The 25481-nt window shown below is 68.7% G+C and carries 23 protein-coding genes; 13 read left to right on the top strand and 10 right to left on the bottom strand.

The window, feature by feature from the left end; all coding sequences use genetic code 11:
• Positions 1 to 42: 42 nt before the first annotated feature.
• Positions 43 to 525 carry an RrF2 family transcriptional regulator gene (locus tag C5E41_RS17955; RefSeq protein ID WP_104376966.1) on the top strand — a complete coding sequence of 161 codons (483 nt, stop codon included), beginning with the start codon at positions 43 to 45 and terminating at the stop codon, positions 523 to 525.
• A gap of 216 nt (positions 526 to 741) precedes the next feature.
• Positions 742 to 1977, top strand: a complete 1236-nt coding sequence (locus tag C5E41_RS17950; protein ID WP_104376965.1) for a globin domain-containing protein — start codon at positions 742 to 744, stop codon at positions 1975 to 1977.
• A gap of 6 nt (positions 1978 to 1983) precedes the next feature.
• Here C5E41_RS17950 and idi read toward each other — a convergent pair whose 3' ends face one another.
• Positions 1984 to 2547 (bottom strand): isopentenyl-diphosphate Delta-isomerase, encoded by a 564-nt coding sequence (gene idi, locus C5E41_RS17945; RefSeq protein ID WP_258081048.1) that lies wholly within the window; start codon positions 2545 to 2547, stop codon positions 1984 to 1986.
• Positions 2548 to 2992: 445 nt separating this feature from the next.
• Here idi and C5E41_RS17940 point away from each other — a divergent pair, with 445 nt between their 5' ends.
• Entirely contained in the window at positions 2993 to 5944 is a 2952-nt protein-coding gene (locus C5E41_RS17940; protein ID WP_104376964.1) for an AMP-binding protein, read from the top strand.
• 99 nt (positions 5945 to 6043) lie between these two features.
• Here the strand turns inward: C5E41_RS17940 and rffA are convergent, their stop codons facing one another.
• Positions 6044 to 7180, bottom strand: a complete 1137-nt coding sequence (gene rffA / locus C5E41_RS17935) for a dTDP-4-amino-4,6-dideoxygalactose transaminase (protein WP_104376963.1) — start codon at positions 7178 to 7180, stop codon at positions 6044 to 6046.
• Positions 7170 to 8192 (bottom strand): glycosyltransferase, encoded by a 1023-nt coding sequence (locus C5E41_RS17930; RefSeq protein ID WP_104377059.1) that lies wholly within the window; start codon positions 8190 to 8192, stop codon positions 7170 to 7172. The genes rffA and C5E41_RS17930 overlap by 11 nt, the downstream gene beginning before the upstream one ends.
• A 396-nt stretch (positions 8193 to 8588) precedes the next feature.
• Here C5E41_RS17930 and C5E41_RS17925 point away from each other — a divergent pair, with 396 nt between their 5' ends.
• Genes C5E41_RS17925 through C5E41_RS17915 form a run of 3 tightly spaced genes read left to right on the top strand, consistent with a single transcriptional unit; the run spans position 8589 to position 11528 of the window.
• Entirely contained in the window at positions 8589 to 10808 is a 2220-nt protein-coding gene (locus C5E41_RS17925) for a hypothetical protein (protein WP_104377058.1), read from the top strand.
• The gene (locus C5E41_RS17920; protein ID WP_308706035.1) at positions 10805 to 11296 is read left to right on the top strand and encodes a GtrA family protein; all 492 of its coding nucleotides are present in this window, start codon (positions 10805 to 10807) and stop codon (positions 11294 to 11296) included. Before C5E41_RS17925 ends, C5E41_RS17920 begins: the two co-directional genes overlap by 4 nt.
• A gap of 10 nt (positions 11297 to 11306) precedes the next feature.
• A complete protein-coding gene (locus tag C5E41_RS17915) occupies positions 11307 to 11528 on the top strand; it encodes a Trm112 family protein (protein ID WP_104377056.1) in 222 nt (73 codons plus the stop codon).
• Positions 11529 to 11559: 31 nt separating this feature from the next.
• Here C5E41_RS17915 and C5E41_RS17910 read toward each other — a convergent pair whose 3' ends face one another.
• From C5E41_RS17910 to C5E41_RS17895, 4 genes are all read right to left on the bottom strand, one after another.
• On the bottom strand, positions 11560 to 12183 hold the full coding sequence (locus C5E41_RS17910; protein WP_104376962.1) for a TetR/AcrR family transcriptional regulator: 624 nt from the start codon (positions 12181 to 12183) through the stop codon (positions 11560 to 11562).
• A gap of 145 nt (positions 12184 to 12328) precedes the next feature.
• Positions 12329 to 13114, bottom strand: a complete 786-nt coding sequence (locus tag C5E41_RS17905; RefSeq protein WP_104376961.1) for an ABC transporter permease — start codon at positions 13112 to 13114, stop codon at positions 12329 to 12331.
• Positions 13111 to 13842 (bottom strand): ABC transporter ATP-binding protein, encoded by a 732-nt coding sequence (locus C5E41_RS17900; protein ID WP_104376960.1) that lies wholly within the window; start codon positions 13840 to 13842, stop codon positions 13111 to 13113. The genes C5E41_RS17905 and C5E41_RS17900 overlap by 4 nt, the downstream gene beginning before the upstream one ends.
• Positions 13843 to 14064: 222 nt before the next feature.
• Positions 14065 to 14793 (bottom strand): DsbA family oxidoreductase, encoded by a 729-nt coding sequence (locus C5E41_RS17895; RefSeq protein WP_104377055.1) that lies wholly within the window; start codon positions 14791 to 14793, stop codon positions 14065 to 14067.
• A gap of 167 nt (positions 14794 to 14960) precedes the next feature.
• Here C5E41_RS17895 and C5E41_RS17890 point away from each other — a divergent pair, with 167 nt between their 5' ends.
• The 4 genes from C5E41_RS17890 (at position 14961) to C5E41_RS17875 (ending at position 18304) form a co-directional block, all read left to right on the top strand.
• Positions 14961 to 16241 (top strand): NAD(P)/FAD-dependent oxidoreductase, encoded by a 1281-nt coding sequence (locus C5E41_RS17890; protein ID WP_104376959.1) that lies wholly within the window; start codon positions 14961 to 14963, stop codon positions 16239 to 16241.
• Positions 16242 to 16294: 53 nt separating this feature from the next.
• Complete coding sequence (gene sigJ, locus C5E41_RS17885) at positions 16295 to 17218, top strand: RNA polymerase sigma factor SigJ (protein ID WP_104376958.1); 924 nt, start codon at positions 16295 to 16297, stop codon at positions 17216 to 17218.
• Positions 17219 to 17327: 109 nt separating this feature from the next.
• On the top strand, positions 17328 to 17615 hold the full coding sequence (locus C5E41_RS17880; protein ID WP_258081047.1) for a DUF3761 domain-containing protein: 288 nt from the start codon (positions 17328 to 17330) through the stop codon (positions 17613 to 17615).
• Between the two features lie 65 nt (positions 17616 to 17680).
• Positions 17681 to 18304 (top strand): DNA-3-methyladenine glycosylase, encoded by a 624-nt coding sequence (locus C5E41_RS17875; protein WP_104376956.1) that lies wholly within the window; start codon positions 17681 to 17683, stop codon positions 18302 to 18304.
• 4 nt (positions 18305 to 18308) lie between these two features.
• On the opposite strand, the gene C5E41_RS17870 is transcribed toward C5E41_RS17875, so the two are convergent.
• The gene (locus tag C5E41_RS17870; RefSeq protein ID WP_104376955.1) at positions 18309 to 20006 is read right to left on the bottom strand and encodes a 2-isopropylmalate synthase; all 1698 of its coding nucleotides are present in this window, start codon (positions 20004 to 20006) and stop codon (positions 18309 to 18311) included.
• A gap of 215 nt (positions 20007 to 20221) precedes the next feature.
• Between C5E41_RS17870 and C5E41_RS17865 the strand changes: the two genes are divergently transcribed.
• On the top strand, positions 20222 to 20890 hold the full coding sequence (locus tag C5E41_RS17865) for a FadR/GntR family transcriptional regulator (RefSeq protein ID WP_104376954.1): 669 nt from the start codon (positions 20222 to 20224) through the stop codon (positions 20888 to 20890).
• An 81-nt stretch (positions 20891 to 20971) separates the two neighbouring features.
• Positions 20972 to 21370 (top strand): DoxX family protein, encoded by a 399-nt coding sequence (locus C5E41_RS17860; RefSeq protein ID WP_063016125.1) that lies wholly within the window; start codon positions 20972 to 20974, stop codon positions 21368 to 21370.
• A 73-nt stretch (positions 21371 to 21443) separates the two neighbouring features.
• Here C5E41_RS17860 and C5E41_RS17855 read toward each other — a convergent pair whose 3' ends face one another.
• Positions 21444 to 22412 (bottom strand): AraC family transcriptional regulator, encoded by a 969-nt coding sequence (locus tag C5E41_RS17855; RefSeq protein WP_104377054.1) that lies wholly within the window; start codon positions 22410 to 22412, stop codon positions 21444 to 21446.
• 102 nt (positions 22413 to 22514) lie between these two features.
• Positions 22515 to 23480, bottom strand: coding sequence for an NAD(P)H-binding protein (locus tag C5E41_RS17850; protein WP_104376953.1), 966 nt, complete (start codon positions 23478 to 23480; stop codon positions 22515 to 22517).
• 225 nt (positions 23481 to 23705) lie between these two features.
• On the opposite strand from C5E41_RS17850, the gene tyrS reads away from it, so the two are divergent.
• Positions 23706 to 24989, top strand: a complete 1284-nt coding sequence (gene tyrS, locus C5E41_RS17845; protein WP_104376952.1) for a tyrosine--tRNA ligase — start codon at positions 23706 to 23708, stop codon at positions 24987 to 24989.
• The last annotated feature ends 492 nt before the right edge of the window (positions 24990 to 25481 follow it).

The raw sequence follows: 25481 nt of genomic DNA, 5'->3' as shown, positions 1-25481 counted from the left end.
GTGAATGCGCTTTTCACAGGCGGAATTGAGTAGCCTGGGTGAATGCAGTTGTCGCGATTCACCGATCTGGGGCTGCGGGCGATGATGCGGCTCGCGGTGAGCAGCGGCGCCGAGGAGCGGGTTACCGCGAAGCTGATCGCCCGCCAGGTCAACGCCTCCGAACACTACGTGGCCAAGGCCGTCACCAAACTCTCCGAGTTGGGGCTGGTGGCGTCGCAGCGCGGCCGCGCCGGTGGCATCTTCCTCACCGACGCCGGTCGCACCGCCACCGCCGGGCAGATCGTGCGCGGCCTCGAGGGGGCGGCCGAGGTGGTCGACTGTGTGGGCGACCACCCCTGCCCGATGGCCGGGGCGTGCCGCCTGCGCCGGATTCTGGCGGAGGCGCAGGAGTCGTTCTATCGCGAACTCGACCGATACACGCTCAGTGATCTGGTTGATCAGCGGACGCAGCAATTACTGCATCTGTCGGCGTCGCCGAAATTGCCGTTCGGTGGATTCACGGCAGATATCTCCGCTGTGTCCTGACGTCTGCTCTCTTCGTAATGCTCTGTGCGCCAACATATTCGGTCGCACAGCGCATTTTGCTATATCCGGATGAAAATGTGGCCCGGACAACATAATCCGCAACCCGGTCAGTAATTGAACACACGACCGAGAAATTGGATTCCAGGCACCCGAAATGGTTACCGTGGAATTTGCCCGGTGATTCACCGGAATTGTTGCTCGAAGAGGAGTTTCACCATGACGACCGCGTCGACATCGGCCTTGGACACCATCGCCGAACTGGAACCACATCACGCCGAGATCGTGCGGGCGACCCTGCCGGTGATCGGGGCGCGGATCGACGACATCACCGCCGAGTTCTACCGCCGCCTCTTCGCCGCGCATCCCGATCTACTGCGCAACATGTTCAATCGCGGCAATCAGGCCCAGGGGGAGCAGCAGCGTGCGCTGGCCGCCTCGATCGCCACGTTCGCCACCCACCTCGTCGATCCGAACCTCCCGCACCCGCGGCAACTGCTGGCCCGCATCGGCCACAAGCACGCCTCGCTCGGCGTCGTGCCCGAACAGTATCCGGTCGTGCGCGAACATCTGTTCGCGGCGATCGTGCACGTCCTGGGTGAGGCCGTAACTCCCGAGGTGGCGGCGGCCTGGGACCGCGTCTACTGGCTGATGGCCGACACGCTGATGGGATTCGAGAACGAGTTGTACTCGGGCGCCGGTGTCGAACCGGGCGCGGTCTTCCGCGAGGTGCGGGTGGTGCAGCGCATCGAGGATCCCGCCGATACCGTCACGTTCGTGGTGGAGTCCGCCGACGCGGCCGCACCGCTTCCGGATTTCGTTCCCGGGCAATATGTTTCGGTCGGCGCCGACCTGCCCGACGGTGCCCGCCAGTTGCGCCAGTACAGCCTCGTCAACGCGCCTGGCGCGGGCCGGCTGGCCTTCGCGGTGCGCCGTGTCACCGCCGTCGGTGACCGGCCCGAGGGTGAGGTGTCGTCGTGGCTGCATACCGACGTCGAGGTGGGCGACCGGCTGCAGATCACGCTGCCGTTCGGTGATCTGACCATCGACACCGCCGCGCAGACGCCGCTGGTGCTCGTCTCGGCCGGAATCGGCGTCACCCCGATGGTCGGCATCCTGGAATATCTCGCCGCCACCGGTTCGGCGCGCCGTGTGCTGGCATTGCATGCCGACCGGGCCGAATCCACCCACCCGCTGCGCGGTACCCAGGCCGATCTGGTCGCCGGTTTACCGGACGCCGAGCTGCACGTCTGGTACGAGGAGTCCAGCGTCGGCGCGCATCCCGGTCTGCTCTCGCTGACCGGCATCGACCTGCCCGGCAACGCCGATATCTATCTCTGCGGCGGCACTGGCTTCCTGCAGGCCGCACGGGCCCAGCTGAAGGCGGCCGGTGTGGCGGACGAACAGGTTCACTTCGAACTGTTCGCCCCCAACGACTGGTTGCTGGATCTGTGAGCCGGCTCAGCGGCCGGCGCGTGCCGTGGCCAGCACCCCGGACAGCCACGGCGTGAAATCCGCTGGGGCGGAGGCGATATCGGCGTCGAGTCGATCGGGATCGACCCAGCGCAGCGCGGCCACCTCCGCCGGGTCGGGGTGGTCGGGCACGCCGGCGAACTCGCCGATCAGTACGTGATCCCATTCGTCCTCGACCCGCCCGGTCGCGGGATCGTCGGCCCGATAGCGGTAGACGCCGACCTCGCGCAGTTGCGCGCTCACCCGCAGTTCCTCACCCAGCCGGACCGCGGCGGCCTCGGCGAGGGCTTGGCCCGGCGCCGGATGTCCACAGCAAGTGTTGGACCAGCGCAGCGGGAACCGGGTCTTGATCGCGGCCCGCTGCTGGAGCAGCACCCGGCCGTCCGGCCCGAACAGCAGCACCGAGAACGCGCGGTGCAGCCGTCCGGGCGCGGTGTGGGCGTCGGACACCGGGCAAATTCCGGTCGCGCGGCCCTGCTCGTCGACCAGTTCGACGGGCAAGGACTCGCGGTCGACCGTGCTGTCGGTGGAAGTGGTGTGGGTGCCGGTCACCGTCCTACCTTATCGGCGGCTGTCACCAGGTAAAGGAACCTGCCCTCGCGATATGCCGACCGGCGACGCCGGTGCCGCCGCAGCCGGCCCGGGCCGCTGCCGGCCGGTCGCCGGGGGCCGACATCGCCGAGGAAGCTCGCGCGGCGATCGGCGCGGACGGTGGCCGGAACCACCGGCGCGGTGAATTCGCTTCCGCAGGAGAACCTTTGGGCCCCAGCGAGGCCAGGTCTCCTACCGGCCGGACGGCGGCCGAGGCGCAGTCGGCGGGGCGTGACCGCATGCGCGAAAACGTAGCCCGGTCTGCTCCACCCGCACCCCGTCCGTGTGCAACCTGTGATCGCGGATGGGACCGGTCACAACGGGCCCGCAGTAGGCTGTCGATGTGGCAGGCTCGACCCGCACGCAGGGGGCGTGAAGGTGTGAGCGCAGGGCGCAAGGGCTGGGAGTGGTTGTGAAATTCGATACGAGAACCCTCACGGGACCGGCGCGACGGTTGATGGCGACCGCGCAGAACGGTCTCGAGGTCATCCGTTTCGGCGGCCTCGCCCACGATGTGGAGTCCTCGCCCTTCGAAGTCACCGAACGTAAGCGGATGTACCGGCTGCGCCACTACTTCCCGGACGATCCGGCCGCCGACCGGCCCGTCGCGCTGCTGGTGCCGCCGCTGATGGTCAATGCCGACATCTACGACGTCAATGCCGAGGGTGGCGCTGTCGGTATCTTGCATCGCGCCGGAATCGATTGCTGGGTACTGGATTTCGGATCGCCGGCCACGGAGGAAGGTGGCTGGCAACGCGATCTGGCCGACCACGTCCTCGCCCTGTCGAGCGCGATCGACACGGTCAACGAACTGACCGGCCGCGGCGTGCACCTGATGGGTTACTCGCAGGGCGGCATGTTCGCCTACCAGGCCACCGCCTTCCGCTACGGCAAGGGCGTGCAGAGCATCGTCACCTTCGGCAGCCCGGTCGACATCGTCGCCGGGCTGCCGTTCGGTCTGCCCTACGGCCTGGTGTCGGAGGTGGCCGATTTCGTCGCCGACCACGTCCTGCCCCGGCTGCCCATCACCGATGCGATGGTCCGGGTCGGCTTCCAGCTGCTCGATCCGGTGAAGACGGCCAAGGCCCGCATCGATTTCCTGCGCCAGCTCCACGATCGAGAGGCGTTGCTGCCCAAGGAACGTCAGCGCCGCTTCCTCGCACACGACGGCTGGGTGGGCTATTCCGGACCGGCGGCGGCCGACCTGCTCAAGCAGTTCGTCGCGCACAATCGAATGATGTCCGGTGGCTTCGTCATTCGTGATCAGCCGATCTCGCTGGCCGAACTCAAATGCCCCATCCTCGCCTTCGTCGGCGAGGTCGACGATATCGGCCAGCCGGCCGCGGTGCGCGGCATCGTGCGCGCCGCGCCCAATGCCGAGGTCTACGAGGCCACGCTGGTGGCCGGGCATTTCGGCCTGGTGGCGGGCAGTACCGCCACCAACCAGACCTGGCCGCTGGTGCGCGACTGGGTGAACTGGCTGGGTGGGCATGGTGACCTGCCCGAACAGATCGCGCCGATGCACGAGCACGTCGCCGCCGACCGCCAGGCCACCGCGGCCACCCGGGTGGTGCACACCGCGGCCACGCTGGCCGAGGCCGGTGCCGGAATCGGCGCGGCGTTCGGCACGCTGGCCGGTAACGCGCTGCGCGGATCGAAGGAGCTGCCGGGGGAGGCCGCCCGTGCGCTGCCTCGGCTGACCCGGCTCGGCATGATCCAGCCGCACACCCGGATCTCGTTGGGCCGCCTGCTCGCCGAACAACAGCGCAACGCGCCGATGCGCGAGCTGTTCCTGTTCGACGACCGGGTGCACACCCACGCCGCGGTCGGCGCTCGCATCGACAACGTGGTGCGCGGGCTGATCTCGGCGGGCGTACGCCCCGGCACCCGCGTCGGGGTGCTGATGGAAACCCGGCCGAGCGCGCTGGCCTCGGTCGCGGCACTCTCGCGGATCGGGGCGGTGGCGGTGCTGTTGGCACCCGGCGGCGAGACCGCGCGGGCGGTCGAATCGACCGGGACCACGGTGGTCGTGGCCGATCCGGAGAACCTGCGGGCCGCGACCGCCGCCGGAACCCGGGTTCTGGTGCTCGGTGGCGGCAATGCCCGCACGCTCGACATTCCCGACGGCGCGGATGTCGTCGACCTGGAGCAGGTCGACCCGGCGGCGGTGGCCTTGCCGGGCTGGTTCCGGCCCGATCCCGGGTTGGCCCGCGAGCTGGCGTTCATCCTGGTCACCGGTACCGGCGACAAACTCGACTTGAAGTACATCACCAACCACCGGTGGGCGCTGTCGGCCTTCGGCACCGCGTCGGCGGCCGATCTGGACCGCCGCGACACGGTGTATTGCCTTGCGCCGCTGCATCATTCGTCGGGCCTGCTGGTGAGTCTGGGCGGTGCGGTGGCCGGTGGCAGCCGAATCGCGCTGGCCCGCTCGCTGGATCCGCCCAGCTTCGCCGCGGAGGTGCACCGCTACGGGGTCACCGTGGTCACCTACACCTGGACCATGCTGCGCGACATCCTCGACGTGGAAACCTTCCCGGCCGGCCATTCGCATCCGATCCGGCTGTTCATCGGCTCCGGCATGCCGGCCGGTCTGTGGCGGCGCACCACGGAGCGGTTCGCCCCCGCGCGGGTGCTGGAGTTCTACGCCTCGATCGAGGGTGACGTGGTGCTCGCCAATGTGGCCGGCGTGAAGATCGGCTGCAAGGGCCGCCCGGTGCCGGGCACGGCGAAGGTGGAACTGATCTCCTACGATCCGATCGCCGAGCAGATCGTCACCGACACACGGGGTTTCGCGCGCCGCGCCGCCGACAACGAGGTGGGCCTGCTGATCGGGCGGGCCGCCGACACTGTCGACATCTCCCGCGGCGGCCTGCGCGGGGTCTTCACCGCCGGTGATGCCTGGATGCCGACGGAGAATCTGTTCCGCCGCGACAGCGACGGCGACTACTGGCTGATGGACCGCCGCGACACCGTCATCGCGACCGCCCGCGGGCCGGTCTACACCCAGCCGATCGTGGATGCGCTCAACGACATCACGGCCGTCGATATGGAGGTCGCCTTCGGCCGCCGCACCCCGAGTGCCACGCTCGCGGTCGCCGTGGTGAGCGTGCGCGCGGGCCACCGCCTCGAACCCGCCGACGTCACCGAGGGCCTGCGTGCCCTCGACCCCGCCCAGCGCCCCGACATCGTGCGAGTCGTCGACGAAATTCCGCGCAGCTCGAGCTTCCGTCCCGCCACCCACGCGGTGCGATCGGCGCTTCGCCTCGAACCGGACGAGAACACCTGGTATTACAACCGGGAATCGGAAGGCTACGACGTGCTCACCGCCGAGGTCGCGGCCGCATTGCGGGGATAGCCGCCACGAGGCGGGGGCCGAACCAGGCGGGTACCGCGCCCGGTTCGGCCCGCCTCCTGCCGGCCTCCACCGTTCTCGCGGGTGTGGTCACCGCCGCGCTCACACTGTGAACGCGGTGACCGCCTCGATGACGCGCGCGATCTGCTGATCGCTCAGATCCGGCCACAGCGGCAGGCGCAGCAGGGTCGCCGAGAATTCATCCGTGCGCGGGCAGGGGACCGTGGTGCGGCCCAGTTTCTGACCGGCCGGGCTGGAATGCAGGGGCACATAGTGGAACGGGGCCGAAATGCCTTGTTCGCGAAGGTATCCGATCAACGCGTCGCGGGCGTCCTCGGTGGGGGTGCGCAGGTAGTACAGATGCGCGGTGTGCTCGCGATCGTCCGGCACCTGCATCAGCCGCACGTCGTTACCCGCGGCCCACTGGGGCAGTGCGGCGGCGTAGGCGTTCCACACCCGCATGCGCCCGGCCTGGATCCGGTCGAATTCGGCCAGTTGCGCATCGAGCACCGCGGCATTCAACTCACTGGGAAGATAACTCGATCCGATGTCCTGCCAGGAGTACTTGTCGACCGCCCCGCGCAGGAACCGGGCCCGGTCGGTGCCCTTCTCGCGGATGATCTCGGCGCGCCCCATCAGGATCTCATCGGTGAGCAAGATGGCCCCGCCCTCACCGCAGTGCACGTTCTTGGTGTCGTGGAAGCTGAGCGCGCCCACGGTGCCGATCGTGCCCAGCGGCCGTCCGCGCCACCGGCCGCCGAGGCCGTGCGCGGTGTCCTCGACGATGGCCAGGCCGTGCGCCTCGGAAATCTCGAGCAGCCGGTCCATATCGGCGCCGACTCCGCCGTAGTGGATGACCACGATCGCCTTGGTGCGTTCGGTGACCGCCGCGGCCACCGACTCCGGATCGAGGTTGCCGCGCTCATCGATATCGGCGAAGACGCAGGTGGCCCCGCGCATCGCGACCGCCGTGGCGGTGGAGGTGAAGGCGAAACTGGGCACGATCACCTCGTCGTCGGGCCCCAGTTCGAGCAGCAGTCCGGCCATCTCCAGCGCATGGGTGCACGAGGTGGTCAGCAGGGCGTGCGGGGCGCCGGTGATGGCGCGCAACTTCGCCGTCGCCGCCGAGGTGAACGGCCCGTCGCCGTGACTGTGGTCGGAGGCCAGGACGGCGGCCAGATTCGTCAGTTCGGCCTGCGCGCGGTAGGGACGGCTGAAGAGGATACGGTCAGTGCTCACCCGGATTGTGTCCCCCGATTGCTGCGGCCGTGGTCGGAACCCGCGCCTCGGCATGCGGACGCGGTGTCGGGGAATCTACCGTCAGATACAGCGGTTTGCCCACCAGAACGTGCAACGCCACACCCAGATACTCCGCGATCAGGCCGAGCGAGAACAGGATCGCGCCCGAGACCAGCAGCAGCACCACGATGATCGAAGCCCAGCCCGCGGGGTCGTGACCGTTGCCGAACAGGGCATTCCAGATCACCACCGCGGCCATCACCGCACCACCGGCGGCCAGGGTCACGCCCAGCAGGCTCACCAGGCGCAGGCCGCGGGTTCCGCTGCACAGCACCATCTTCCAGAACAGCGAGAACAGCCGGCGGTAGTTGTAACCGGACTCCTCGCGGCCCTCCGCGCGCAGGACCACCGGCGCTTGCGCGGTGTTGTCCACCACCCAGGTCAGCGCCACATCCAGATACACCCCGTTGGAGGCGACCTCGGCGAGCTGACGGCCGATATCGCTGCGGATCAGCCGGTAGCTTTCGAACCGGGTGGAATCGGGGAAGGCGAAGACCGTCGCCAGCACCACCTTGGCGCCGCGTGAGGTGAGGTTGCGCAGCACGCCGTGCGGGCGGGTGTTGGTCGGCTTCGAATAGACCAGATCCGCGCGCTGCGCGAGCGCGGTGTCGAGGAAGGCGCCGATGAATCCCGGATCGTGTTGTCCGTCCTCGTCCATCGTGACGATCCATTCACCGCGCGCGGCGGCCATGCCGGCGATGGTGGCCGCGTCCTGGCCGAAGTTGCGGCTCAGCCAGATCACGCGCACCTGCGGGTATTGGGCGGCGAGCTGCTGCAGCACGACGTCGGAGCGGTCGGGGCCGTGATCGTGCACCAGCACGATCTCCTCGACCGCGAAGCTGTTACCGTCCGGCGTGCGCGAGGACTCTGCCAATCCGTGCAGTTCGGCGACCAATCCGGCGATGGTCAGCTCGCCGCGATACACCGGAATCACCACCGAGACCGCATGCACTCGCTCGCCGCCGCCGGTGACCGGCGGGTGAACATCCGGTGTCGAAGCCTGCCCGGCGGCAGGGGGATATGCGGTTGCGGACGGAATCGGCATCAGCTGGTTCGACTTTCGATGACGGTGCGCACCGGAACTCCTCGCCTGTATCCAGAGCCCGAATCGGGGTGAACTCTAACACGCTGCTGGTCACCGGCTTCGGCTCCGCGAGGGGGCAGTGGTTCCAGGGGCGATGCTCGTGAGCGCGCGGGCGGGTAGGGTCTGTCAATCGTGGTGGAAAGTGCAGTGTCGACGACGGCGCTCGCGGAGCCCGGGAAGGATCGGCGCGATGTCGCCGTCGAGGATGGGCGGCCCGCCGCTCCCCGGCCCGAGTCGAGTGCCGTGGGGCATCCGCGGCGGATCGTGTTCCGATGGGGAGCGGTCACCGCAGTCGGGGTCATTGCCGGGTATGTCGCGGTGCTGCTCGCCAACGCGCGGCATTTCTACACCGATGACACCGAATCCCAGTACACCCCGCTGTGGGTGATGCTCGGCCGGCACCTGCGCGAGGGCCATCTGCCGCTGATGGTGCCCGAACAGTGGATGACCGGAAACTACACCATGGAAGAGGCGGGTCTGTTCAATCCGCCGCAACTGCTGATCGATCTGATCGCACCGTCGGTGGACAATCTCGCGCTGCTGGCGACGGTCGTCAAACTGATCTTCTCGATCATCGCCGCACTGGGCGTGTACCGGGTCTGCCTGGTCTACGGCAGTCGTGCGTCCTGGGCTGCCGTGGCGGGCATCGCCTTTCCGCTCTCGGGCTGGTTCCTGTTCTTCGACGAGTCCAGCTGGGTCACCTCGCTGACCGGCACCGCCTGGATGCTGCACGCCTGGGCCAGTGCCGTGCGCTACGCCCGCGGCCCGGCCGGCGATCGGTCGCGCTACGGCGGCACCCGCGGTTACGGGCCGATTCCGTTGTTCGTCTACTTGTATCTGGCGATTTCGGTCGAATACGTCTTTCCGGCCGTCGAGGCGGCGCTGATGCTGGTGGCCGTGGCGGTGGGAGAGCTTGTCGTCCAACGCGCCTGGCGCCCGGTGCTTCGGGTCGCGGTCGTCGCGGCGGCGGCCGGTATGGCCGGTTTGATGACGTATCTGCCGAGCATGCTGTCCGCGACGGTGAGCTGGCGAGGCAATTCACAGATCAACAACGATCGTTTCCTGACGGTGCCATGGTCGGAATCGCTGAATGCCAGCCTGCCGTCGTCGATGCCGGCATTCACCTCCTGGTGGGGGTATGTGCAGCCGCTGCCGGTCACCTATATCGCGTGGTTCCTGATTCCGGCGCTGGCATTCGTCGATTGGAATCGCGCGCGCCGGGTGTGGCGGGAACTGATCTCGGTGGCGCTGTTCGCGATCATGTTCCTGATGTGGACGGCCGGACCCGGGACGGTCGGCCCGCTGCGCTGGCCGGCGCGGGTGCTGCCGATGGTGGCGGTCGGCTTGCTGATCCTGGTCTGCGTGCTGCTGGGCCGGTTCGGCACGGTCCGGGACTGGCGCCCGCGCGCGGTGGCGGCGGCGGTGCTGATCGGATTGCTCTGGGTGCGAACGTTTTCCGCCGATCCGCACCACATCTGGTGGCATGTGCTCTCCGCGCTCGCGGTCGCGGCACTGGGCGCCGGCGTGGTGTGGTTGTGGGCGCGGCGCGGAAGCGGGGCGGCCGCGCTGGCGACCGTCGTCGCCATGCTCCCGATCGCCTATCTGCAGGTGAGTCTGGTCCAGCCGACGCCGATGGGCTGGAATCTGCCCGTGCACCGCTCCGAGGCGGAGGCGGCGTTTCCGGCATTCGACGGTGTCACGATTCAGCTCGGCGACCGCGGACTGCTGCAGCCGGCGGACAAGAGTCTGCAGGGCGCCTACGGATCGCTCGTGTTCGGCAACTTCGCCAAGGACGTGCATCGCAACTACGTCAACGGCTACACACCCAACGGGCACTACTGGTTCGGCGAAATGCTGTGCATGCGCTGGGATTCCAGCGTCTGTCCGGACGCGTTCCGGCGGCTGTTCACCCCCGAGCCGATCACCGGGCGCACCCCGGTGGACCTGATGAAACTCGACCGGGTGGTCCTCCAGCGGGCGATGTTCCCCGACCTCGGGAATCAGCCCGCACCGGCCGGCTGGAAGTGGGTCGGCTATCCGGGCCACGAACGCTATATCTGGGTGCTCGAGCGGGAGCAGGGCCCGGTCTCGACCACGAACGGCCGCATCTCCGACGCGCACGACGTGCAGGCGACCTCGCTGTCGGAATCGGACCGCACCAGCCGGGTACGCGTGAGTTCGCCCGACGGCGGGCGCGTGGTCCTCGCGCGGCTGAACTGGCCGGGTTATCGCGCCACTCTCGACGGCCACGAACTCCCGATCCACGAGATCGCGAAATCGATCGTCGCCGTGGATATTCCGGCCGGCACCCGGGATGCCACGCTGGAGGTCTCCTGGCAGCCGCCGGGGTGGCGCATCGGTGTCGCCGGCGCGGTCGGCGGCCTGGTGCTGCTGGCGGTGATGCAGTGGTGGTACTTGCGGTCGCGGCGCCCCGGCGAATCCGACGATCCGGTGAAACAGGAAGCAGCGGAAGTAGTGTCGTGAGCGGCGGTGCGGGCGGAGCGGCCGAGGCGCGGGTGGCGGGGGAGCCGGACACCCCGCCGCCCGGTCTGCTGCTGCGCTTGATTCGCCGCCAGGAGATCGCCTTCGCCGCGGTGGGTGCGGCCAACACGCTGCTGGGCATGGGGCTGACGGTGATGTGGCTGAAGGTGCTGCCCGGCGGCTGGCCGCCCGCGGCGGCGGTGGCACTGGCCTACGCGATCAGCATCGTGTTCGCCTTCTTCGCCCATCGCACCCTGGTCTTTCGAGTGCGTGGTCACCTGATCGCCGACTTCCTGCGATTCGTCGCGGTCAACTCGGGCGGGCTGATCTTGAACATGACGGGCGTGCAGTTGGCGGTCGGGGTGTTCGACCTGCCGGAGACCCCCGCCACGGTGGTCGTGATGGGCGCGGTGGCGGTGCTCAGCTTCTTCGGGCATCGGCACATCTCGTTCCGGCGAGCGGCCCGGCCCGCGGATTCGGCGGGCGGGTAGGTTGTCGGATATGGCGGAGCAAACCCTGGACCCGACGTTGTTGAGCCTGCTGGCCTGCCCGGAGGACAAGGGGCCGTTGTCGCTGGTGCACGACGCGGACGGCAACAGCGTGCTCTACAACCCGCGCCTGCGTCGCGCCTACCCGGTCGACAACGGCATTCCGGTGCTGCTGGTGGACGAGGCCCGTGCGGTCGGCGACGCCGAGCACGAGGCATTCACCGCGCAGGGCTGATTCCGGTCGGCGGTGAGTAGGCCGGCCCAGCCTAGCCGCCGACGACCGGCAGTTCACCCGTCAGGTAACGCTGGATGGTCGGCCCGACCGCCGCGGCCAGCTCGTCGAGCGGCATCGACGCCACGGGGTCGACCTGCAGAATCTTGCGCGCGACCAGCAGGCCGATCATCTGCGACGCGGCCAGCACCACTCGCGTGGTGCCGGTGCCCGGCGGCGAATCCACCTTCTCCCGAACATCTTTCAGCGCGACCTCCAGCAGGAAGCTGCGGGCGAGGGCGGCATCCCCGCCCGCGAGGACGCCGCGGAAGGCCGCGACCGCGTGCACCCCGACCGAGGAATCCCACGCGCCGACCACGGTCCGGACCACGGTCTCGCCGAGCCGGTCGAGTTCGGCGGCCCGGATCGGCGCACGGATCAGCTCCGGATCGATGGGCAGATTCAATGCGGCGGAGAACAATTGCTGTTTGGTGCCGAAGTAGTGATGCACCAGCGCGGGATCGACTCCGGCCGCGCCCGCGATCGAGCGGATCGACGCCTTGTCGAAGCCGACCTCGGCGAAACGGGTGCGTGCCGCATCCAGAATCGCCTCCCGGGTACCCGATTCGCCGGCCCGCCGCCCACTGCGTGGGCTCACCCGATCGGTCACGTCGCTCATGCTGTTCCCTTTGTGGCATGGGAGCGGCGCTGCGTGGTGATGCTGTGCTGCCGCCTCCGCGCCCGGCCGCTCATGCTGTTCGCTTTGTGGCATGAGCGGGGGCGCTGCGTGGTGATGCTGTGCTGCCGCCTCCGCGCCCGGCCGCTCATGCCGTGCGCCTGCGTAGGGTGGCGGCACCCAATGCCAGTGCGACAGCGGCGAATGCGGCGATGATGCCGAGATCGCGCCACATCGCGGCGGTCGCACCCGGATGCCGGGAGACCTCCTGCAACGCGTCGACCGCATAGCTCAGCGGCAGCACATCGCTGATGATCTCGAGCCAGCGCGGCAGCTGATCGCGCGGCACCAGCAGGCCGCAGAGGAAGAACTGCGGGCCCACCACCAGCGGCATGAACTGCACGGCCTGAAATTCGGTGCGCGCGAAGGCACTCGCCAACAGGCCGAGCGCGACGCCCAGCACCGCGTCGACGACGGCGATCACCAGCACGAGCCACACGCTGCCCGCGGCGTGCAATCCGAGCAACCAGAACGAGACCAGACATGCCAGGCCCGCCTGCGCCGCCGCGGCGAGGGAGAACGCCGTGCCATACCCACCCAGTAGATCCAGCTTCGACAGCGGTGTGGTCATCAGCCGCTCCAGCGTGCCCGAGGTTCGCTCGCGCTGCATGGCGATCGCCGTGATCAGGAACATCACGATGAAAGGCAGGATGCCCAGCATGCTGATGCCGACGCGGTCGAACAGCGACGGTTCTCCCGGCATCGTCGGCGTCTCGTGATAGACGAAATACAGCAGTGCCATGAGTAGCGTCGGCACCAGCAGCAGCATGGCCACGGTGCGCCGGTCCGCGCGCAACTGACGCAGGATGCGCGCCGAGGTCGCGGTGTAGCAGCGCAGCGGCGGGCGTGACGGCGGGGCGAATGTCGTTGTCATCGCGGCTGTCCCATCGTGATGAGGGCGAGAAATGCGTTCTCCAAACTGGTTTCGCCGGTATCGGCGCGCAATTGGTCGGGGGTGAGCTGGGCCAGGAGATGACCGTCGCGCATGAGCAGTAGCTGGTCGCTATGCTCGGCCTCGTCCATGACATGACTCGACACCACGAGTGTGCGGCCCTGACCGGCGAGTTCGTCGAACTTCTTCCACAACTCGGCCCGCAGCACCGGATCCAGTCCGACGGTCGGCTCGTCGAGGATCAGCAGTTCCGGATCGGCGACCAGCGCACACGCCAGCGACGCCCGGGTGCGTTGCCCGCCGGAGAGTTGATTGCCCCGATGCCGGATATGCGGGCCCAGGCCGACCTGTTCGATCGCCGCGTGCACCGCTTCCGAGTCGCGGCCGTAGAGCGCGGCGAAGTAGGAGACGTTGTCCAGCACGCTGAGATCGTCGTAGATACTCGGCGCCTGGGTGACGTAGCCGACGCGCGAACGCAGTCCACGAGTGCCGGCCTGCTCGCCGAGCACCCGCACACTGCCGGCCTCGATCAGCTGGGTGCCGACGATGCTGCGCATCAGAGTGGTCTTACCACAGCCGGAGGGCCCGAGCAGGCCGGTGATACTGCCCGCCGGAACGGTCAGCGAAATATCGTGCAGCACTTCCTGTCCCCCGCGACGCACCCGCAGGTGCTCGACGGTGATCGCCGGGGACGAATCAGGGTTCGCCACGGTCCACCTCCCACGTCACACGACCGGCGAGACTATTCACCGAGCGTTGAATTCATTGTGTGTTGAATTCTGCCCGCGGGCCGGTCGCGACGCAAGAGGGGTCAGTGGTGATCGTGCGGTGACGCTGCGGCCCTCCCCCCGGCTCGGCCACCACCGCCTCCGGCGGAATGGCGCAGCTCGTCGGTGAACCGCGGCCGCGGACTCGACGTGGGAGCGCAGTGTTCAGCCCCGGTCGTCGGCGACAGGCACGGCGCAGCCGTGCGGACCGCAGGTCTCGCCGTCGCCGAGCACCTGCAGCGCGGGGGCCTGATCTGCCCACGCCCGCTCCAATGCCTGCGTGAACACCTCCGGCGGCTGAGCACCCGATACCCCGTAGGTGCGATCGAAGACGAAAAACGGCACGCCGGTCGCGCCGAGTTCGGCGGCGGTCTGTTCATCGGCGCGCACCGCCTCGGCGTAGGCCTGCGGGTCGTCGAGGGTCGCGCGCACCTCGGCAGCGTCGAGCCCGGCTCGCGAGGCCAGCTCGATCAACCGTTCCCGGTCCCCGAACACCGGCTTCTCGTCGGCGAAATTGCCCTGGTACAGCGCGTCGAGCAGCTCCTCCTGCCGCCCGCGCTCCAGTGCGAAGTGCAGCAGCCGATGCATATCGAAGCTGTTGCCGAAGTCGCGGCCCTCGGTGCGATACGGCAGGCCGACAGCCTGGGCCTGGGTCGCGATGCCGCGTTCGCTGGCGGCGGCCTGGGCCTCGCTGATGCCGTATTTCTCGGCGATATGGGCGACCACCGGGCCGCTGTGCCCGGCCGGCAGCGTCGGATCCAGCTCGAAGGATCGATGCACGACCCGCACCTGGTCGCGGTGAGCGAAGCCGGCCAATGCCTGCTCGAAGCGCCGCTTGCCCAGGTAGCAGAACGGGCAGTTGATATCGGTCCAGATCTCGACCTGTACGGCCATGGTCACCTCGTTCGCGTCTTCGGGGAGTTCTGACATGTCAACCGGGCGGGTACCCGGCCTGTTCCCGATGATGTGATCGGCATCACGTCGGAGGGTGTCACGAAAGCCGCGGCCGAGTTGTCCCATCACCGAATCGCACAGCCGACCCGCCGCGAAAGGACAGGACCATGAGCGATACCCAGCGCAGCGATCGAAAGACCCAGCGCAGCGATCGAAAGACCCAGCGCAGCGATCTGAAGACCCAGCGGGAGCCGGCCGCCGGGCGTCCGCACGAGATCGTCGTCCTCGGCGCCGGTTACACCGGAATGCTGGCGGCGATCCGGCTCGCGCGCCGCACCGGCAAGCGGGGGGTGCACATCACGCTGGTCAATCCGTCGGACCGGTTCACCGAACGGCTGCGTATGCATCAGGTCGCGGCCGGCGCCGAACTCGCCGATCACCGGATTACGGACCTGCTGGCCGGAACCGGTGTGACCTTCCGCCGCGCCGCCGCCACCGCGATCGACCCGGTCGCCCATCGCGTGATCTGCGACGACGGCTTCGAACTCGGCTACGACACCATGGTCTATGCCCTCGGCAGCCGCGCCGACACCACCACCGTGCCGGGTGTGGCCGAGCACGCGTGGACGCTCGACGATCCGCGCACGGCGCATCGGATGTCGCAGCGCCTCGCCGAACTCGAGGTCGGCGGGGCAGGAGCGGTCGCGGTCTGCGGCGGTGGTCTCACCGGCGTCGAAGCCGCCACCGAGATCGCCGAATCCCATCCCGATCTCACCGTCACCCTGATCAGCACCGGTGAACCCGCCGCGATGATGGGTGAGCGTCCGCGCGCCTACGTCGAGCGTGCCCTGGATCGGCTGAATATCGTGCGCCGCAGTGGAACTCGCGTCACCAAGGTGCTGCCCGACGCGGTTCTCCTGGACAGCGGTGTGATGGTGCCCGCCGGGCTCACGCTGTGGACCGCCGGCGTGCGCGTGCCCGCTCTGGCCGCCGTGGCCGGTATCGCCACGGACGCGACCGGTGCCATTGTCACCGACGCCACATTGCGTTCGATATCGCATCCGGACATCTACGCCATCGGCGATGCCGCCGCCATCACCCAGCCGTGGGGCCGCATGCACGGCACCTGCCAGAGCGGTATGCCGACCGCGGCCTACGCCGCCGACGCCATCGCACGGCGGCTGCGCGGAAAGTCGGTGCGGCCGTTCCGGTTCGGATACTTCCATCAGCCGGTCAGCCTCGGCCGCCGCGATGCGGTCATCGGGTTCACGCACGCCGACGACAGCCCCCGGCGCGCGTATCTGAAGGGCCGCGCCGCGGTGCGCTACAAGGAGATCGTGAGCAGCAGCCCGGTCCCCACATTCCGGCTGAGCCGGCGTGCGAATGTCTCGGTCACCCTGTCGCGAGGGGGACGTGCGACGCGCGCGGCCGACCGGATCGCGGCGTGAGGGGATCTGCCCCGACATTGCGGGCGCTCGATCGATCGGGAGAGGATGAGCGCATGGACGGCGATGCCGAGGACGCCGGTGCGGTGATCGCGCGGCCCGCGGACCCACCGGCGGACCCCGGCGATGCGTTCGACACGCATCGCCGGCTGCTGTTCGCCACCGCGTATCAACTGCTCGGCAGTGTGGCCGACGCCGAGGACGTGCTGCAGGACGCCTGGCTGAAATGGCACGAGGCCGACCGGGAGCGGGTCCGCCACCCCAAGGCATACCTGGTGCGGACCGTGACCAACCTGTCGTTGAACCGGCTCACCAGCGCCCGCGCGGTGCGCGAAACCTATGTCGGCCCATGGCTGCCCGAACCGCTGCTCAGCGAGCCCGACGCCGCCGAGCGCGTCGAAATCGTCGAGACGGTGTCCACGGCCATGCTGGTGGTGCTGGAGACACTGGGACCGGTCGAGCGGGCGGTGTTCGTGCTGCGCGACGTCTTCGGATTCTCACCCGCCGAGATCGCCGGCTTTCTCGATCGCCCCGAGCCGACTGTCCGGCAGATCTCGCATCGCGCCCGCGATCACGTGCAGGCGCGCCGGCCCCGCTACGACACCGATCCCGTTGCGCGACAGGAGATCACCGAGCAGTTCCTGGCGGCCGCCAACGGCGGCGACGTCAACGCGCTGATGCAGCTGCTCGCCCCCGATGTCACCCTCTGGAACGACGGCGGCGGCAAGGTCACCGCGGCCCGCCGCCCGTTGCGCGGCCCCGACCACGTCGCCCGCTGGCTGCTCGGTGTGCTGGCCAAACCCATCCTGACCGGAATCCGGATGCGGGCCGCGGTGCTGAACGGCGAACTGAGCGTGGTCGGCGAGGTCGGTGGCTTCCCGGTCGGCGCGCTCACCTTCGACATCCTCGACGGTCGCGTGCAGAACCTGCGCTTCCAGGTGAACCCCGACAAACTCGCCGGCCTGCGCCCGCCGCAGTAGAGCCGTTACCGCCGATTCGACCGAAATGTCCTGTGTGGCTGCGGGGTGCGCTATTTTGTCATCCGTCGGGACTGTTCCGGCCGAAATTAGAACGGTAGGAGTTTCACAAGTGCACAGCGTCGCGAGCCGCACCCGTCGAACCACCCTGACCGGCTGGCTGCTTGCCGCCGGTGTCGGCTTTGCCGCCGTCTTCGCCCCCACGGCGACCGCGACCGCCGCCCCGGCCTTCATCTCCTGCCCCGCGGGCGACTACGAGAATGTCGACCACGCCTGCGTCCCGCGTCCCGGCTCGGATCCCGACGGCGCGACCGCGCAGTGCAGCGACGGCACCTACAGCTACAGCCGCCACCGCAGTGGAACCTGCTCCCATCACGGCGGTGTCGAGCGTTGGCTCTGACCGAGCGCGATCCACGGCGGCCGTGGCGTCGGTCACCACGGGTGCTCGAGTAAGAATGAGAACCCGTGTCTGCCGAGGAACTCGCCGTGGAACCGCTGGCCGCCGCCCGCCGCGTACTGGGCGCGACGATGCGGTCCGGCCCGGTCGCCGTGCGCGTCGTCGAGGTCGAGGCGTACGGCGGTGATCCGGCCGGACCGTGGCACGACCCGGCGGCCCACTCCGGCCGCGGGCGCACCCCGCGCAACGCCGTCATGTTCGGTCCACCCGGCATGCTCTACGTCTATTTCAGTTACGGCATGCACACCTGCGTAAACGTCACCAGCGGCCCCGACGGCATCGCCAGTGCCGTGCTGCTGCGGGCCGGTGAGGTGATCGAGGGCCACGAGGTCGCGCGCTCCCGGCGGCCCGCCGCCCGCGCCGAGGCCGATCTGGCGCGCGGGCCCGGCAACTTCGGCAGTGCCCTCGGAATTACGCTCACCGACTACGGCACCGCCCTGTTCGACCCGGCGGCGCCGATCAGATTGGAATTGGGCCCCGAGATCACCGACTCCGCAGCGATCGGGGTGGGCCCCCGCGTCGGCGTGAGCCTGGCCGCCGACCGCCCGTGGCGGCTGTGGTTGCGCGACTCCCCGGCGGTCTCGGCCTACCGCCGGAATCCGCGCGCCCCGGAGGTCGGGCGGTCGGCCTGAGCGGTCAGCTCGTCACTTCGGCGCCGATCCGCCCGCGCTGCGCCGCCGCGATCGTCGCCGCCAATTCGGCCGCCGCGAGCGTATCGGCGATGCCGAGCGTCCATCGAATCTCACCGCCGATCCGGAATTCGCCGTAGACCACGTATTCCGCACCCGCGCCGGCAGGCATCCGGTGGTGGGTCGACTGCAGCGATTCGATCGAGATGCCGTGTGCGGCAACAATGTCGGTGAGCTCGTTTGCCGCCTCGGCGGCCGCCGCGGTCGTCTCGACGGCGGCGCCGGCATCCGGTGCGGTGATCACGACATCGCCGGACTCGCTGTATCGCCAGTGGATCCGGCCTCCGGCGCAGTCGATACCGTCGCCGGTCGGGCCGTAGACCTGCTGCAGCAGATCCCACAACCACCGCGCACTCACCTCGGCGCCGGTGTCGTCGGTATGGCGTTGCACGTGCCGGGCGAAGTCGATCTGCAACCGTCGCGGCAGCTCGAGTCCGTATCCGGTCTGCAGCAGATACGCGATACCGCCCTTGCCGGACTGCGAATTCACCCGGATCACCGCCTCGTAGCCGCGTCCGACATCCGCCGGATCGATGGGCAGATACGGCACCTGCCACTCGATCTCGGATTCGGGCATCCTGGCCAGCGCGGCCCGCCGGCGCTGGTCGGCGAAGCCCTTCTTGATCGCATCCTGGTGTGTTCCGGAGAACGCGGTGTAGACCAGATCGCCGACGTAGGGGTGCCGCTCCGGGATCGGCATCCGCGTGCAGTACTCGACGGTGCGGCGAATCCCGTCGATATCGGAGAAGTCGATCATCGGGTTCACTCCCTGGGCGTGCAGATTCAAGGCGAGCGTCGCGATGTCGACATTTCCGGTGCGCTCACCGTTGCCGAAGACGCAGCCCTCCACGCGCTGGGCTCCGGCCAGCATCGCCAGTTCCGCGCAGGCGATACCGGTGCCGCGGTCGTTGTGCGGATGCACGGACAGGATCACACCGTCGCGGCGGCTCAGATGGCGGTCCATGTACTCGATCTGGTCGGCGTAGACATTGGGCGTGGCCACCTCTACCGTCGCCGGCAGATTCAGCACGACCGGCCGCTGCGGGCACGCGTCCCACAGCTGCGTCATCGCATCGCAGACCGCCAGCACGAAATCCGGTTCGGTGAGCATGAAAACCTCGGGGGAGAATTGGAATCGCAGATTCGGCCGGTCGCCGGCCAACCGCGCGATCTCGCGTCCGCCCGCGAGGATCATCTCCGCCACCTCGGCCCGGGACCGTCCGAGCACGATATCGCGCCACAGCGGCGCGGTCGCGGTGTACATATGGATCACCACGTCGTTGGTGATCCCTTCCACCGACTCCAAGGTCCGCGCGATGAGATCGGCCCGAGCCGGGGTGAAGACGACCAGGGTGACGTCGGCGGGCGCGAGCTCGGCGTCGCGGATCAGGCGAACGAAGTCGAAATCGGTCTGCGAGGCGCTCGGATAGCCGACCTCGATCTCCTTGTAGCCGATTGCGACCAGCATGTCGAAGAAGCGGCGCTTGCGCACCGGATCCATCGGTTCGGCCAGGGCCTGATTGCCGTCGCGCAGGTCGACCGGCACCCACAGCGGGGCGGATTCGAGGCGTTTCGAGGGCCAGCTGCGCTCGGTCAGCGGCACCGAAACTCGCTGATACACATCGTGATAGCGATGCGAGGACATGGCAGAGGGGCGCTGGCGATTCCAGCGGGAAGCGTGGTCGTGCACGGGATCGACTTTCTGCGTCGGAGGTATCGACCGGCGCAGCCCAGCAACCCGCGGGCAGGGTGCCGGTCGTTTCAGACCCCGCCGCGGCGGCCGAGGAGAAGCAGTCCCTGTCCCATGTCCGCTACCATAGCGAGAGACAACTCCTCAGACAAGTAGAGAGGTGAGGGCCGATGGAGACCGTGCGGAGGCAACCGCTGGCGGCCCAGGCCGCTCAACTCCTGCTCGACCGGATCCGCGCGGGCGAATGGCAGCTCGGACACAAACTGCCGGGCGAGACGACCCTCGCGGCCCAGCTGGGCGTGGGACGCTCCACGCTGCGCGAGGCGATCCGGGAACTGTCCGGTCAGGGTGTGCTCGAAAGCCGCCAAGGGGCGGGCGTTTTCGTCACGGCGCTGGAGGTGGCCGCGGACTGGGACGAGGTGCTGCGCCGCGCCGACATCGCCGCCGTCATCGAGGCCCGCATCGCCATCGAGGCCGAAGCCGCGGCTCTGGCGGCGCGGCGGCGCACCCCCGCCGACCTGCGGATTATGCGGAAGGCGCTGGCAGTACGCGCCGAATCCGACGATTCGGTCGAACAACTCGTCGACGCCGACACCGCCTTTCACCGCACCGTGATCGCGGCGGCGCACAACGAGGTGCTGTTGCAGTTGTTCGACGCCTTCGTTCCGCGCGTGCACCGCGCGATGACGGAGATGCTGCGGATGCGGCCGATGGCCGATCCCGCCGCGGACCATCACGCCCACGAGGTGCTGTTCGAGGCGATTCGCGATCGGTCGGCCGATACGGCGGCCACGGCCAGCCGAGTACACCTGAGCGCCCTGAAATCCGCTTTCTCCTGACCGATGAATTCCTCCGGAGCGGCCCGTCTTCTGTGGTGAGCGGGCTCGAACAGACCCCGAGCATCCGGAAGGACACGAATCATGACCGCCATCACCGCCTCCGCCCCGTCCGTCGCCACTCGTCCCGGCAAGATCCGCACGCGCGTGCTGTGGACCCTGCAGATCGTGCTGGGCCTGTTCTTCGTCATCGCCTCGGGACTGCCGAAGGTGGTCGGCCAGTCCGACGCCGTCCGCATCTTCCACGACATCGGCTGGGGCGACTGGTTCCGCTACTTCACCGGCCTGGTCGAGATTTCGGGCGGTATCGGCCTGCTGGTGCCGCGCCTGTCCTGGCTCGCGGCCGCCGGGCTGTCGATCACGATGGTCTGCGCCGCCGCTACCCAGGCCTTCGTCATGGACGCCCCGGCGGGCGCGATCTTCCCCCTGGTCCTGATGGCGGTCTTCGCCTGGATCGCCTACGAACGCCGCCCCGCACACTGAGCTCGCGACCGCCGATGGGCCCGCTCCGGGAAACACCCGGCGCGGGCCCATCGACATGCCGGCTGAAGGCTCGTCAGCCGCCTGCTCCGGCGTCGCGTTCCGGTTCCGCCGCAAGGGTTTCGGTGCGCCGATGCATACCCGGGCTGACCCCGTAACGCCGTTTGAACGCGGCACTCAGACTGAACGCCGTCCCGTAACCGACCTGCCGCGCGATCGACTCGATGGTGGCGTCGGTGCCGCGCAGCAGGTCCGCCGCTCGCGCCAGCCGCCATTCGGTGAGGTAGGCGATCGGCGGATCCCCGACGAGTTCGGTGAACCGGCGGGCGAGCGCCGCACGGGACGCACCGACCGTCGCCGCCAGCTCGGCGACCGTCCAATCGTGGGCGGGATTGTGTTCGAGCAGCCGCAACGCCTGGCCCACCACGGGATCGGCGTAGGCGCTGTACCATTGCGGCGCCTCCGCCCGGGCGAACCAGGTGCGCAGTGCGGCGATGGTCAGCAGATCCAGCAACCGGTCGAGCACGGATGCCTGCCCGGGGATGTCGCGGCCGGCTTCGTCGACCAACAGGCCGAGCAGACGTTCGTCGACCTCGTGACCGTCGAGGACGGCCCGCGGCGGCAGTGCGCGCAGCAGACGGTCGCTGACCGTACCGGCCACCTCGTAGGTTCCGGTCAGCAGCACAGTGGTTCCGGCCGCATTCGTGCCCCAGCTGCGAACCCCGAGATCCCATGTCTCACAGAGCAGTTCACCGTCCGGCGTGGTCGTGGTCTGCCCGGGGTGAACGATCGCCTGCGGCGGGGTCGACGGTTCGTCGGCCACCGTGTACGGATCCGGACCGCGCAGAATAGCGACCGCACCCTCCTCGAGCCGGATCGGGTCGTCGCCGTCCGGGACGAGATAGGCATATCCGCGGGTCACCACCACTACCGTGAGCGGCGCCCGATCCTGGATCCGCAGCGACCACGGCGGGTCCAGCAGCGAGCGCATCACGAACGCACCGCGAGCGCGCGGGCCGTCGAGCAGGTCGGCGAGGGCATCCATGCCACGACGATCGCGCATGGCGGCCAGTGCGGCAACCGGGTTCCCAGCAGCGGCGGGGCGACGGCACCCCGGGAAATCGCGCACGATCACCGGCATCGCCGATCACCCGCGCGGCGCACCGGCCGCCTCGCCACCGCCGGTCACCGGCCAGCTGCCCTCGGCCGCGGTCCGCCGGGCATAGTCGGCGAATGATCGCGGCGCCCGTCCCAGCGCCCGCTCGACACCGTCGGTGACGGCGGTGTTGCGGCCGTCGAGGACGGTGCCGAACAGATAGGTCAGCGAGTCGACCACCTCCCGAGGCAGTCCCATCTCCGACATCGCGGCGGCGTATTCGTCCAGGCTCACCGGTCGATACCCGATCGCGCGACCGGTGGCGGCGGCTATCGTGGCCACGGCCTCGGCGAAAGTGAGTGCCTGCGGCCCGGTCAGTTCGTAGATCTCACCGGTATGCCCGTCCTCGGTGAGTGCCGCGACGGCCACATCGGCGATGTCCTCGGCGTCGACGAACGGCTCGGCGACCGTGTCGGCGGGCAGTGTCACCTGTCCCGCCGCGATCTCCTCGGCGAGAAAATCCTCGCTGAAATTCTGCGCGAACCAGCTGCACCGCACGACGGTCGTGGCCAGGCCGCTACGCAAGGCCATCTCCTCACAACGCTGCGCTTCTGGCTCGCCCCGGCCGGACAGCAGAACCAGTCGCCGCACCCCGGCCCGCCGTGCCACCGCGGTCAGTGCGCTCACCGCCTCGTCGGCGCCCGGGGCCGCAAGATCCGGCTGGTAGGCGAGGTAGACGGATCGAGCGCCGTGCAGGGCGGCCGCCCAGGTCGTCCGGTCGTCCCAATCGAACGGGATCGCCGTCGAACGGGAGGCCGGCCGCACCTCGATGCCACGCTCGGCCAGACGCGCCACCACTCGCCGGCCGGTCTTCCCGACGCCACCCAAGACGACGACGGGGCCCACAACGGTGTGGCCGGGACCGGTCTTCGGGGTGGACGTGCGATCGGTACTCGTGTCGGCGGAAACCGTTGCGGTGCCGATGGTTTCGTTGTCACTCAGGATGTTCTGTGTCATGTATCGAGTACATCCGCATCGGGGGCCACCGGCCATGGTCGGGACGCTCGCACACATACGCACGCGTCCACGCTCCGCTCACGGACTTCCCAGCCGACGAGGCGCGAGCATCGGCCGGGCCTCCGGCGCATCGGCGCGGTTCCTTCGTGACCGACCGGGCCGCCCATCCCGGACATCGCCGACCCAGCGCAGCCGATCGGGCTCGGTGCGGAAAGATGGGACGGCGTGAGCGCCGACATCATCGACGAACTGACCTGGCGTGGGCTGATCGCACAGTCCACGGATCCGGACGCCCTGCGGGCCGAAACGGCGAAGGGCCCCATCACCCTGTATGCGGGTTTCGACCCCACTGCGGCGAGTCTGCATGCGGGTCATCTCGTTCCGCTGCTCACGCTCAAACGCTTCCAGCAGGCCGGACATCGCCCGATCGTGCTGGCCGGCGGCGCCACCGGTCTGATCGGTGACCCCCGCGACGTGGGGGAGCGGGTGATGAACTCGACCGATACCGTCGCCGAGTGGGCCGACCGGATCCGCGGCCAGCTGCAACGCTTCGTCGACTTCGACGATTCGCCGACCGGCGCGATCATCGCCGACAATATGGACTGGACGGGCAACCTCAGCGCCGTCGACTTCCTCCGCGATATCGGCAAGCACTTCTCGGTGAACGTGATGCTCGCGCGGGAGACGGTCAAGCGCCGCCTCGACAGCGACGGCATCTCCTACACGGAATTCAGCTACATGCTGTTGCAGGCCAACGACTTCGTACAGCTGCGCCGCGCCCACGGCTGCCGACTGCAGGTCGGCGGCTCCGATCAGTGGGGCAACATCATCGCCGGCGTCGAACTCAACCGCCGCCTCGACGGCGAACAGGTCCACGCCCTGACCACCCCGCTGGTCACTTCCGCCGACGGTAAGAAGTTCGGCAAGTCGACCGGCGGCGGCAGTCTCTGGCTCGATCCCGAGATGACCAGCCCGTACGCCTGGTACCAGTACTTCGTGAACACCGGCGACGCCGACGTGATCCGCTACCTGCGCTGGTTCACCTTCCTCGACCGGGAGGAGCTGGCCGAACTCGAGACCGCCACCGCCGAACGTCCGCATGCCCGGGAAGCGCAGCGCCGCCTGGCCTCCGAAATGACCACGCTCGTGCACGGCGAGGCGCACACCCGCGCGGTGCAGCTGGCCAGCCAGGCGTTGTTCGGGCGCGGCGATCTGCACGATCTGGACGAAGCGACGCTCGGTTCCGCGCTGGCCGAAGCCGCCGGTGAGGGCACGGTGGCGGAGGCCGGTCCCGAATCGACGATCGTGGATCTGCTGGTCGCTTCCGGGTTGTCCGACAGTCGCGGCGCAGCTCGCCGGGCGATCGCCGACGGTGGCGCCTCGGTGAACAACGTCCGCATCTCCGATCCGGAGTGGATGCCCGCCGACACCGACTACCTGCACGGACGCTGGTTGGTCCTGCGGCGCGGCAAGAAGAATTTCGCCGGCGCCCGCCGGGCTGGGAGCTGATCTGGCCATGACCTGAGTCACATCCGTGTGATTCGGGTCGGTCACCGGCCCGGAGCCGGGCCGGTGACCTGCGCAAATGCGAGACGACGTGGCGATTTGACGTTCTGTTCTCTGCCACGTAACTTATTCCAGGTCAGAGCGACACGGACACCGACCCGGAGCCGAGAGGCCCGGGACAACGAGGTCGGACGAGGAGCGCCTGGCGGCCAGTAGGACCCAGAGATCGTGATTTGACTTCGCGAGCTCCAGTGGTTAGGCTGGAAAAGTTGCCTCTCAGGAAGGTCGGTTAGTCGGCCGGACTGTTTGCGCGCCTGTTCTTTGAGAACTCAATAGTGTGTCGATGAATGTCAGTGCCAAATGTTTTGTTTTGGTTCCGTTCATCCTCTCCCCGTGAGGGTGACGGACATTTTTGTCAGCTATTTTCCGGCTGGCGTTTTAGTTGGGTTTTCGGACTCTGGTTCGAGATATTTCTGATTCACTCTTCGGGGTGTT

It is taken from the genome of Nocardia nova, from assembly GCF_002933465.1.
Lineage (GTDB): Bacteria > Actinomycetota > Actinomycetes > Mycobacteriales > Mycobacteriaceae > Nocardia > Nocardia nova_B.
This window is presented reverse-complemented; position numbering and strand designations above follow the sequence as displayed.